The 12,378-nt window shown below is 71.4% G+C and carries 4 protein-coding genes; 1 reads left to right on the top strand and 3 read right to left on the bottom strand.

Annotated features, from left to right (window positions below):
- Positions 1-8: 8 nt before the first annotated feature.
- Positions 9-8,609, bottom strand: coding sequence for a non-ribosomal peptide synthetase (locus Bsp3421_RS02300; RefSeq protein ID WP_273995166.1), 8,601 nt, complete (start codon positions 8,607-8,609; stop codon positions 9-11).
- A gap of 147 nt (positions 8,610-8,756) precedes the next feature.
- Positions 8,757-9,002: an MbtH family protein gene (locus Bsp3421_RS02295; RefSeq protein ID WP_273995164.1), complete on the bottom strand. Its 246-nt coding sequence runs from the start codon at positions 9,000-9,002 to the stop codon at positions 8,757-8,759.
- A 305-nt stretch (positions 9,003-9,307) separates the two neighbouring features.
- On the opposite strand from Bsp3421_RS02295, the gene Bsp3421_RS02290 reads away from it, so the two are divergent.
- On the top strand, positions 9,308-9,568 hold the full coding sequence (locus tag Bsp3421_RS02290) for a hypothetical protein (RefSeq protein ID WP_273995163.1): 261 nt from the start codon (positions 9,308-9,310) through the stop codon (positions 9,566-9,568).
- Between the two features lie 514 nt (positions 9,569-10,082).
- Here the strand turns inward: Bsp3421_RS02290 and Bsp3421_RS02285 are convergent.
- Positions 10,083-11,678, bottom strand: coding sequence for a hypothetical protein (locus tag Bsp3421_RS02285; RefSeq protein ID WP_273995162.1), 1,596 nt, complete (start codon positions 11,676-11,678; stop codon positions 10,083-10,085).
- Between the last annotated feature and the right edge of the window lie 700 nt (positions 11,679-12,378).

Here is a 12,378-nt window from a genome sequence, read left to right as displayed (position 1 = left end):
AGGCGATCCTAGAGAGGACGGGGCATCGGTCGAAGCGCCAGCCGCGCCTTGGGAGCGCTGGCCAGCTCATGGATCAGGCGGGCGACGGTCGGCGCCTCGAACAGCGCCCGGATGGTCAGTTCGACCGTCAGGGCGGAGCGGATGCGGCTCACGAGACGGGTGGCGAGCAAGGAATCGCCGCCGAGATCGAAGAACGAGTCGTCGATGCCGATGCGTTCGAGGCCGAGCACCTCGGCGAACAGCGTGGCAAGCAGGTGTTCCTGCGGCGTGCGCGGCTCGCGCTGGCTGACGGAGGTGAAGTCGGGGGCGGGTAGGGCCTTGCGGTCGAGCTTGCCGTTGGGCGTGAGCGGCAGGATGTCGAGCACGACGATCGCGGCGGGCACCATGTATTCGGGCAGGTGCGCGCCGAGCGTCCTGCGCAACGCGGGCGCGGACAGTGCGCGGCCCACGGCGGGCACCGCATAGCCGACGAGCTGCTGCTGGCCGGGATGATCCTCGCGCACGACGACGCAGGCCTGCGCGACCTCGGGCTGGGAGAGCAGCGCGGCTTCGATCTCGCCGAGTTCGATGCGAAAGCCGCGCAGCTTGACCTGATGATCGGTGCGGCCGAGATAGTCGAGCACGCCGCCGTCGAGCCACCGCACGCGATCGCCGGTGCGATACATGCGTTCGCCGGGCGTGAAGGGATTGGCGACGAAGCGTTCGGCGGTGAGGCCCGGACGATGGAGATACCCGCGCGCGAGCCCGGACCCGGCGAGATAAAGCTCGCCGGGCACGCCGACGGGCACGGGCTGCAGCGCCGCATCGAGCACGTAGGCGCGGGTATTGTCCATCGGCGCGCCGATCGGCACGCTGTCGCCGAGTTGCAGCGGCGCGCGCATCGGGTGACAGGTGGCGAAGGTGGTGGTCTCGGTCGGCCCGTAGACATGCACGACGTCGAGCCGGGGGTAGCGATCGATCAGACTCTGGAAGAGATGGGGCGAAGCGGCTTCGCCGCCGCTCCAGAGGGTGCGGAGGTGGGCGAGGCTCGCGTGATGTTCCTCGACGAGCAGACGGAACAGCGCGGTGGTGACGAACAGCGCGGAGATTTCCCGCTGCCGGACGAGCTCGGCGAGGACGGCGATGTCGGTCTTGCCGGGCGGTGCGACGACGATCTGCCCGCCATTGAGGAGCGGCGCCCAGATTTCGTAGGTCGAAGCGTCGAAGACCTGGGGCGAGTGCAGCAGCACGCGCCGCTGCGCGCCGTCGCGCCAGCGGCGGTCGAGAGCGAGGTCGCGCACGTTCGCCTGCGTGACGCCGATTCCTTTCGGCGTGCCGGTGGAGCCGGACGTGTACATCACATACGCAAGCATTCGCGGATCGACGGCCCGGCCGGGATTGCCGGCCGCAGGCGCGTCAGGTCCGGTCTCGACCTGATCGATCCGCAGCGTGCCGGACATGGCGTCGGTCAGCCCATCGGGCGCATCGCGATCGCACAGCAACCAGCGCGCGCCCGACTGTTCGAGCATCCAGCGCAAGCGCGCCTCGGGATAGGCCGGATCGAGCGGGACATAGGCGCCGCCCGCTTTCAGCACCGCCAGCATCGCGACGATCCAGTCCGGACCGCGCTCCATCCACAGCGCGACCCGGGCCTCGGCCGCGACGCCCATCCCGATGAGCCGATGCGCGAGCGCATTGGCCCGCGCGTTCAGCTGCGCATGGCTGAGCGAGCCGGTGTCGGCGACCACGGCAATCGCGTCCGGCGTGCGCGCGGCCTGCTGCTCGACCAGCTGAACGAGGCTCGCGTCGGGGGTGGGCTGCCGGGTCGCATTCCATTCCAGCAGCAACTGCCGGCGTTCGTGCGGCAGCAGCAGTTCGACCTGGCCCGCGCGCTGCGCGGGATCGTCGGCCAGCGCGCGCAGGCCGATCAACAGCCGCGCGGCGAGATCGTCGACGCTCGCGCGCGGGAACACCTCGGCGCGATACGCGAAGCGCAGCTTGAGCGTCTCGCCGAGGCTGCCGGAAATGCTGAGTGGATAGTGGGTGGTGTCGCCGCCCTCGATGCGGCACGACGCGACGCGCAACGGATCGCCGCTGCGATCGAGGCTGCCGTCGGCGAGCGGATAGTTCTCGAAGTTGACGAGGGTGTCGAACAGCGTGCCCACGCCGGCCAGCCGCTGGATCTCCGCAAGCCCCGGATGCTGATGCTCGATCAGCGCGGCCTGCCGGTCCTGCAAGGCGGCGAGCAGGGCATCGAGCGGCGCGCCGGGGTCGATCCGCATGCGCAGCGGAATCGTGTTGGTCAGCAGGCCGACGATATCCTCGGCGCCGCCCAGCTCGGGCGATCGTCCCGACACGGTGATGCCGAACACGACGTCGCGCTCGCCGGTGCGACGCGCGAGCAGCAGGCCCCAGGCGGCCTGCAGCATCGTGTTCACCGTGATCCCGAGCCGTCGCGCCTGCGCGACCAGTGCGCGCGTGGCGTCCGCCGGCAGCGCGACGTGAAGATCGCGCGGCTGGGCCGTGAGCCGGGCCGAATGCTCGGGCGCGAGCAGCGTGCCCTGACGCAGGCCGGCGAAGGCCTGCTGCCAGGCCTCGCGCGCCGCCTCGACGGGCTTGGCGTGCAGCCAGCGCAGATAGTCGCGATACGGCGTCGGGCGCGGCAGCGCGTCCGGCGCGGCGCCCGCGCGATAGAGCGCGAACAGGTCGCGCAGCAGCAGCGGTCCCGACCAGCCGTCGAGCAGGATGTGGTGCGCGTTGAGCACGAGCTGATGCCGTTCGTCGGCGAGGCGGATCAGCGTCGCGCGGATCAGCGGTGGACGGGCGGGGTCGAAGCGTTGCGCGCGATCGTCCGCGAGCAGCTGCGCGAGCCGCGCGTCGCGCAGCGCCGGTGCGAGACCGGCCAGATCCGTCTCGCGCCACGGCAGCGCGACGTCGCGGCCGAGCAGCTGCACCGGCCGGTCGAGGCCCTGGTGCAGGAACGCGGCGCGCAGGTTCGGATGGCGCTGCAGCAGCGCCTCGATCGACGCCTTCAGCAGCGCGGCGTCGAGCGGCCCGTCGAGGCCGGCGACGATCTGGAAGAAATACGGATCGACCGCGCTGTCATCGTAGAGCGCATGAAACAGCAGGCCTTCCTGCAGCGGCGCGAGCGGCCACACGTCGTCGACGGCCGGCTGGCCAGCCTCCAGCGCATCGATCTGCGCCTGGGTCAGCGCGACGAGCGGCAGGTCGGACGGCGTGAGTCCGCCCGCATCCGGCTGGGCCGCGTGCGCGGCCAGCGCGCCGAGCGCGGCGAACCAGCCTGCCGCGAGATCAGTGAGGTCCTGCTCGTCGTACAGCGCCGGCGCCCAGGTCCAGGCCGCGTGCAGTTCCGGTCCGCCGTCGCGGTCGTAGGTCAGCGCATTCAGCTCGATGCCGTGGCCGAGCGGAAGATCCGGATCGGCGTCTTCGCCGAGCGGCGTTTCGGGGTGCTCCGCCGTATCGAGGCGGCCGGTTTCCGGGGCGATCTGCCAGTCGCCGGCGCGCGGCGCGGCGAACCGCCCCAGATAGTTGAACGCGATCTGCGGCACGGGATCCGCGGCCAGCTCGGCCGCCGTGACGGGGTTCAGGTAGCGCAGCAGGCCGAAGCCGATGCCGTGGTCCGGAACCGCGCGCAGCTGCTCCTTGATGCGCTTGAGCGCGCGCCCGGTCGTCGCGCTGCCTTGCAACGCGGCGTCGAGATCGAGCCCGCGCAGGTCCAGGCTCAGCGGGAACACGCTCGTGAACCAGCCGATCGTGCGGCTGATGTCGGCGTGCGCGTCGATTTCCTCGCGGCCATGCCCTTCGAGATCGATGCGCACCGCGCCCGGTTCGGCGTCGCCGCGGCGCGCGCGCCAGCCGGCGAGCGCGAGCGCGAAGCCGCACAGCAGCACGTCGTTGATCTGGGCGCGGAACAGCTTGGGCACGCGCGTGAGCAGCGCCTGGGTGACGTCGGCGGGCAGCGTGAGGGTGAGCGTGCGCGCGCCGCCGTTCAGGTCGCGCCGGGCGTCGAGCGCGCGGCGCGACCACAGCGGGTCCGGCGCCTGCTGCATGCGCTTCCAGAACGCCAGCTCGCTCATCCGCGCCGGCTCGCGCGCATGGGCGTCGAGCAGCTCGGCCCAACGCCGGAACGTCGTGCCGCGCGGCGGCAGCGCGTGACCGCGCGCCGCCTGTTCGAGGTCCGTGAGCAGGATGCGCCACGATACGCCGTCGACCGCCAGGTGATGCACCGACAGCAGCAGCCGGCCCGCGTCCCGGGCCCCGTCGTCGAACCAGACGGCCTGCAGCATCACGCCGGATTCGGGGTCCAGCCGCTGCTTGGCCGCGCGCGTCTCGTCGGCGACGACGCGCTGCCGCTCGGCCGCGCCGCGCGGCAGCGGGACGCGGCGCAGGCAGCGTGCGGCGGGCACGCAGCCTGCGGGCCCGATCGTCAGGCGCCAGTCGTCGTGCGCGGGGTCGCGCGCGAGCGTCATCCTGAGCACGTCGTGATGGTCGAGCAGCGCGCCCAGCGCGGCATGCAGCCGCGCCTCGTCCAGCCCGGCGGGAACCTGCAGCAGCAGCGTCTGGTTGAAATGCGCGATCGGGCCGCCGCGCTCGCGGATCAGGTGCACGACCGGCGTGAGCCGCACTTCCCCCGTGCCGACGTCGACGGCGGCCGGGGCGGCCGCGGACGCATCGGTCGCGGCGACTCCCGCGAGCGCGGCGACGCTCGGGTGCTGGAACAGCTGTCGCACCGTTAGGCGCAAGCCGGCTTGCCGCGCATGGCTGACCAGCTGGATCGCGATGATGCTGTCGCCGCCGCGCTCGAAGAAATTGTCGTCGATGCCGACGCGGTCGAGTCCCAGTACGTCCGCGAACAGTTGCGCGAGCAGCGTTTCCTGCGGCGTGCCCGGTTCGCGCACGTCGAGCGCGCCGAAGTCCGGCGCGGGCAGCGCGCCGCGATCGAGCTTGCCGTTCGCGGTCAGCGGCAGCGCGTCGAGCACGACGATTGCCGCGGGCACCATGTAGTTCGGCAGCCGGCTCGCCAGCCGGCGGCGCAAGGTGAGAATCAGCGCACGATTGTCGTCGCCGGCGGCCGGGTTGTTCGCGTAGGTCGCCGGCGTCGCGCCGTCGGCGGCCGTCGGCGGGTCGATGACGGGCGAGGCGTCGCCGGCGACCAGCACGACGTCGAACAGCGCGTCGCCGTCGCCGGACCACCCGCAGGCGACGCGATAGCCGAGCGATTCGCCCAAGACGTGCAGCGCTTCCGGATCGAGGCCGGGCGTTGCGTCGCCGGCGAGCCGCTGCCGGGCGTCGTCGCCCGCGCCTTGCTGCAGCGCCTGCGACGCGCCCCATTCGCTGTCGAGACGCGCGTTGGGCAGGCCGGTCAGGCGCAGCGCCGGCGGGCGCTGCCCGGTCAGGTGCGCGCGCAACGAAGCCAGGTCGACGAGGTCCCCGCCCCAGGCCAGGCGCGGCGGGTCCAGCGCGGCATCGCGGGCGGGCTGCCGGGTCAGCACCACGTCATAGCGGTAGCGCGTCAGCTCGTTGTGCGCGCGACCGCGTTTGAGCTGGATGTCGATGTGCGCGATGTCGTCGAGCTGCCGCTGCAATACCGTGAAAAAGCGCGGATCGAGCAGCAGTTCGCGTTCGGCCTGCATCGTCTGGGCGATCGTGCGCTGCAGGCCGGCGACGCCGGCGTCGCGGCTCGCGCGGCGCAGTGCGATCGCGCTGTGGAAGCAGCGCAGCAGCGGCAGATGGCGCAGATCGCCGAGCACCAGCCGGCCGCCGGGCGCCAGCAGCGTGAGCATCCGGCGGATCACGTCGACCAGATACTGCGCGTTCGGGAAATACTGGACCACCGAGTTCAACACGATCGTGTCGAAATAGCCGGCCGGCAGGCCGTCGATGTCGTGCGCGGGCTGGGCGCGCAGCGTGACGCGATCGCGCAGCCCGGCGTGCTGGTCGAGCCGGTCGCGCAGCGCGTCGACGGCCGGCCGCGACAGATCCGTCGCCCAGTACGCGTCGCAGTGCGGCGCGACTTCCCACAGAATCAGGCCGGAACCCGCGCCGATCTCGAGGAGCCGGGCCGGGCGCGTCGCCAGGATGCGCTGCACGATCGCCGCGCGCCATTCGCGCATCGCGTCGAGCGCGATCGGCCGGTCGTCGTAGCTGCTGTTCCAGCCGCGGAAGTCCTCGGTCGGATCGGCCGGGGCGGTATCGACCGCCACAGCGTCGACCGCCACAGCATCGACCGCCGCAGCATCGGCTGCCGCAGCATCGGCTGCCGCAGCATCGGCTTGCCGGTTCGCGTCGTAGACCCGGTCGTACAGCGCTCGCCATGCCTCGACGCGGTCCACTTCGCGCCCGGCATCGCGCGGCGCGGCGTTCGTGTCGCGGCCGCGCACCACGTAGGCGACCAGCTGGCGGTGCCCGAGCGTATCGTCGCGGACCACCGCGCAGGCTTGCGCGACATCGGGCTGATCCTGCAATACCGCTTCGATCTCGCCCGGCTCGATGCGAAAGCCGCGCAGCTTCACTTGCTGGTCGATCCGGCCGAGATAGGCGAGTTGTCCGTCGCGTTGCCAGCACACCCGGTCGCCCGTGCGATAGAGGCGCTCGCCCGCCGCGAACGGATTCGCGACGAAACGCTCGGCGGTGAGCGCCGGCCGCCCCCGGTAGCCGCGTGCGAGGCCGGGGCCCGCGAGATACAGTTCGCCGGGCACGCCGGGCGGAACCGGACGCAGGGCGTCGTCGAGGACGAATACCTGCGCGTTGAAGAGCGGCCGGCCGATCGGCGGCCGGCCCGAGCCTCGCAACGGCGCGCTGATCGTCGCGCAGACGGTCGCCTCGGTCGGGCCGTAGGCGTTGCGCAGCGTCACCCGCGCGGACCAGCGCTCCGCGAGCGCCGGCGAGCACGCTTCTCCCGCGACCACGACGTGCATGCCGGCAGGCAGCGCACCGATGGGCAGGGTCTCGAGGACGGTGGGCGGCAGCGTCGCATGCGTGATGCCGTGGTGCGCGACGAGCGCGGTCAGGTCGTCGCCGAGCAGGCGGTCGGCGGGCGCGAGCACGAGGCGCGCGCCCGACAGGAGGCTCATCGACAGTTCCCAGAACGCCGCATCGAAGCTGGCCGAGGCGAACTGCAGCACGCGGGACTGCGGCGTCAGGGCGAGGTGCGCCACCTGGCTCGCGTGCAGGTGGGCGACGCCGCGGTGCGAGACCGCGACGCCTTTCGGCCTGCCGGTGGAGCCCGAGGTGTAGATGAGGTAGGCGAGATGCGAGACATGCAGGCCGGGACGCGGCGGGTGGGCGGGTTGGGCGGCGATCGCCGCTGCGTCGTCGTCGGCGTCGATCCGGACGAGTCGCGCCTGATGCGGCGGCAGGCCTTCCGCCAGCGCGGCGCGGGTCAGGAGGATGGGGGCCTTGGCGTCGTCGACGATATAGGCGAGGCGCGCCGCCGGATACGCGGGGTCGAGCGGCACGTAGGCGCCGCCGGCCTTGAGCACGGCGAGCAGTCCGACCACCAGATCGAGCGAGCGCGGCAGGCAGACGCCGACCGGCACGTCCGGGCCGACGCCGAGCCCGCGCAGATGATGCGCGAGCCGGTTGGCCCGCGCATCGAGTTCGGCGTAGGTCAGCGCATCGTTCTCGAAGACCGCCGCGACGGCGTCGGGCGCGCGCGCGACCTGCGCGTCGAAGCACGCGGGCAGCGTCGCCTCGGACAGCGGCCGCGCGGCCGAGCTCCAATCCTCCAGCAGCATGCGGCGTTCGCCGGGCTGCAGCATCTCGATCGCGTCGAGCGGCAGGTCGGGTGCGCGCGCAACCTGTTCCAGCAGGCTCGCGAAGCGTTGCGCGAGCGCCTGCACGGTGTCGGGATCGAACCGGTCGAGCGCGAAATCGATGGCGCCGGTCAGGCCGAGCGGCGCGCCGTCGGCGTCGCGTTCGTCGACAAAGTCGACATGCAGATCGCAGGCGGCGGGCGCGTCGTCGGGCGTCGCACTGTCGTCCGGCGCATCGCGCCGCACGCTCAGCAGCACCTGGAACAGCGGCTGCCGCCTGAGCGAGCGGCCGGGGTACAGCGCGTCCACCAACTGCGCGAACGGGATGTCGCGATGCGCGTCGGCCGCGAGGCCGATGTGCCGCGCACGCGCGAGCAATTGCAGGAAGCTCGGATTGCCGGCGGTGTTCGTGCGCAGCAGCAACACGTTGCCGGGTCGGCCCGCTTGCGCATCCGCGCCGAGGTCGCCGCCGACCAGCGTGCCGAGCGGCAGGTCGTCGCCCGCGCCGAGCCGCGTCAGCAAACCGGCGAGCCCCGCATGCAGCACCGTGAACAGGCGCACGCCGGCGGCGTCCGCGAGCGCCGCGAGGCGCGCGTGGAGCGTGCGGTCGAGCGGAACGCGGACGCGGTCGCCGCGCGGCGACGGTTGCGCGTGCGGCGCGGGCGTGCGGTCCGCCGGCAAGGTGATGCGGTCGGGCAAGCCGTCGAGCGCGGCGCGCCAGTGGGCGATCTGGCGGGTCGACTCATCGCTGTCGGGCGTGCGGTCCGGCAGGTCGAGCTCGGCGCGTGCCGCGCCGGAATCGTCCAGCAGGTTCTGGAACCACAGATGCCAGTGCGCGAAAGAGACGAACGTCATGAAAGCTCCTGCTCTCGCCGGCGAGATTGCGCCGCAGCCGCCGGCAAACGGGCGAACGCTTCCCTGCGCAGGAAGCGCATCACCGGATAGACATGGATGGCGCCACGCCGGGCGCGGCGTCACGAGTGGATCAGCAGGCGGGCTGCGTCATGGTCGCTGCGGGACGGCGAGCGGCTCGGCCGCGCTCGACGTCATGGCCTCGATCAGGCTCCTGGGCCGCATGTCGACCCACGAGCGCTCGATGTAATCCAGGCACGCCTGGCGCGTGTCCGGTCCGAAGTGCGCCGTCCAGCCGGCAGGCACCTGGACGAATTGCGGCCACAGCGAATGCTGATGCTCGTCGTTCAGCAGGACGAGGAAGGTTCCGTCGGTCTCATCGAAAGGATTGGTCATGGCGTCACTCCAGGATGGTAGGTAGGACTGCTGACTCGAACAGACTTGCCGAATGCGAAACGATGCCGATCAGGCGCCCGCGCGGGAAGGCCGAACCGCAAGCGCCGGCCCGGAGGCGGACGCGAGATCGACGCAGCGCCCGCCGCAGCGGCGCCCGGGTAGTGCTAAACGTGCGTCCGGACCGTACCGACCCTGCGCTGACCGCGCGCGTCCGGAAGAGGGGTGACGCCGCTGGAAGAGGGCGTCGAAAGACGGGGGCAATGGCGCGCGTCGCCGGAGAACCGAAGCGAGCGTGCAGGCATGACGTGGCGACCACCGAACGAGCGGTCGCGGCTTCGCTGCTGATGCATTCCGTATTGCCCTCGTGGAAATCCGCTGTCGAGCGCGCGGTTTGTTTTGTTTTTTTGCTTGAAATCCGGGATTCTTCAGTATCAATAGCGGCTGGCTTTGCGATGCCGAGCAAATATATAGCAACGCTTTCAGGAGCGCTACGGATTTTTGATTTGTGTAATTGCGAAGATCAATCCGAACGACGTCGGCATATTAATATTTGTTTATTGGGTTGACGAAAATGATGCCAATCAGCGCGATTGAATGTGCGGGCGTGCATGGGTGAGGCTTTTGCGGCGGGCGTTCAGGGGGGCGGGGCGGATTCAGGATCGGAGTGAAAATGCGCGATATATCGAATTTAAGTCTCGACATCGTGTGACATCGATGCAGTGCGCCGCGTGTCGTATGTCCAGTGTTTGAATTGACATCGGAGATTAATGTGCCGGACTCGATCCGGTAACCGATGAGTCGGCGCGAGGCAAATCGCGCCGGGCGGCGTCGTTCGCCAGCCGCCGCGCCCCGAAGCCGGGCGCAGGCGGCGCACATGATCGTGACACACAGGCGGCGACGTGACGCCGCCGTGACAGTCGCGCGGATGCAAAAATGATCCGGCTTTCGAAGTAACTGGAATTTCCGGTCATCCTGCCGGCGGGGATCCGGCCGAAGCCGGGCCGGACGCAGGCCTTCGATTCAACCCGGTGCATCGAGGTCCTCGCTCTGCGACGCCATGCCGCGCGCCGCCGTGCGGCGTCAGCCTGCCGAAGCCGGGCAATACTTCCGCTTGGGCGCATCCGAGTAATACGCGTTATTGAGAAACCCGTTGGCGATCCACGCCGCGCATCGCGAATCGTCCTTCGCCGACACGGGCGGCGCGGCGTGCGCGCGTCCCAGGCCGCTCGCGATCGGGCAATAGTCCCGCTTCTGCTTCTCGGTGTAGAACGCACTGGCGGCGAAGCCGTTGGCCACCCAGGCCGCGCACATCGGATTGTCCTGGGCGGACGCGGCGCTCGACGGGCCGGCGCGCCGGCTCTTGCGCGCGGCCGACCCTCCCACGGGCACGGTTCGCGCGCCGACCGGCCCGCGGGCCGCGATGGCGGAGGCCGGCCCCAGGATGAAGGCGTGGCCATAGCCGCCCGCGGTCGTCGAATTGCCCACCACCGTCCCGCCGAGGGCGATGCCCGCGGGGCCGCTGGACGGGCCGCCCAGCGTGCCGAGCGGCGCCAGCCCGCGAGACGGGCTGTAGAGCGCCGCCGTGGATTGAAGCGTGCCCGTGTCGCAGGCGACGGCGGCGTTGCCGGCGGCGTCGAGCCCGACCGCGCCGCAATGGTGGCCGCCCGGCAGGGTTCCGACGTCGGTGAGCGCGGGCGTGCGCAGCGGCATCCCGACATAGGCGTGGAGATAGCCGTCGTCCGTGATGTAGCTGCCGGCGACGGCGCCGTTGTCGTTGATGCCGGCCGCCATGCTCTGATCGGCCGCCACGATGATGAACGGATCGAGGGTGTTCGCCGCCCACAGGATCGCCGTCGCGTCGCCGTCCGCGTCCGCGCACGACCCCACCGCGTCGCCGCCGAGGTTGACGTCGACCGCGCCGCAGTGGTTGCCGCCGATGTCGCCCAGCACGGCGGCGCTCAGGGCGCCCACCGCGCCCGTGGTCCAGCGCAGCGCGATGTCCGCCACGTCGATGCCGTTCGTCACCTGGCACGTGCCGACGACCTTGGGCAGCACGGCATGGTTGATCGCCGTCGCGGAACAGCCGCTGATCGACGAGACAATCGATACGGGGGGCTCGGGCAACGGGACCGCCGCAACCGAGCCCGCGAGCCAGACGACGGCGCGGTGACGGCCCGTGACGGCGATGCTGTCGCCCGCCACCACGCCGTATCGGTTGATCGCGGCGACCGATGCGCTGAGATCCGCGCCGAGCCCGATCAGGCCCTGCAGCGGCATCAGGATCTGCGGGCCGGTGGCGAAGCGGCCTTGCCCGTTCGCCGTCCAGCGGACCGCCCGCGTATCGCCCGCCGCATCCTCGCAGCTGCCTGCCGCGAAATCGGTGGCGCCCATGTCGCTGAGGGCGACCGGCCGGCATCCCTTGCCGGCCGCCAGCACCGGCAGCGGCGTCGGTGCGCTGTCGCCGAGCAGTTGATAGACGCCGACGGCATGGCCGCCCGATGCGTGGCTGCCCGTGCAGAGTCCGATCGAGGTGCCGCGGCTGTTCACGCCGGCGGCCGAGCAGCTGGTCCCGCCCGGCAAGGTGCCGCGATCCACGATCTGGGCCGTGGCGACGGCCGGCATCCCGGCCGCGATGGTCAGGCTCAGCGCGGCCCGCATCCATCGCAGCGGTTTCATGCGATCTCCTCTCATGTCGTGCGCAAGCCTTTCGTGATGAAAGGGGGCAGCAAATCATGGCGGGCGAGGGCGGGGCAAGCTACCAGAATGGGTAGCGGGACGAGGGGCGCGGCGTGGGCGCTGTTGCCGGGCGCGCGGCCGTATGCATGCCGAGGGCCGCGAAGCGCACGGTCGAGGTCGCGATGCGGGGGCAACGGATTGGCCGAGGCGGTCGGGCTACCCGCCAGGCGTCGTCATGTACCGAGGCCGATATGATGCGCGACGACGCGAACGCGATCCCGGCCGAGGCGATCGTGACGAAGGTCGCCGATCGCATCGGCGCGGCGATGCGGCTGTGGCGGATCTGTCGCGTCCGTTGAGCGCGCCACGGGGATGTGATCGAGAGCCGTTGCCGGGCGGCCGGGATCGGCGCGCGGCGGCGGGGGAGGCACGCGGCCGGCGCTCGTCGCGACACATCCTGGGCGGGGCGCGCGAGGGGGCGGCGGACAGCGAAGGGCCGCGCCGTGACGCGGCTTCATGCGGCGCGACTCGCACCGGATCGTCCGCCCGATTCAAGGCTGGCCCGTGCGGTAGCTGAATACCGTGCCGTTGGCGAACTGGCCGCCTTGCGTCGTCGTGCCGTACGATTTTTTCTCGATTTCGCGGCGTGATGCATCGCGGGGACGTCGACGCGTCGTCGTGCGCCCGGGTCGCCGCGATC

Origin of the sequence: Burkholderia sp. FERM BP-3421 (assembly GCF_028657905.1) — a bacterium.
In the GTDB taxonomy this organism is placed as follows: Bacteria; Pseudomonadota; Gammaproteobacteria; order Burkholderiales; family Burkholderiaceae; genus Burkholderia.
This window is presented reverse-complemented; position numbering and strand designations above follow the sequence as displayed.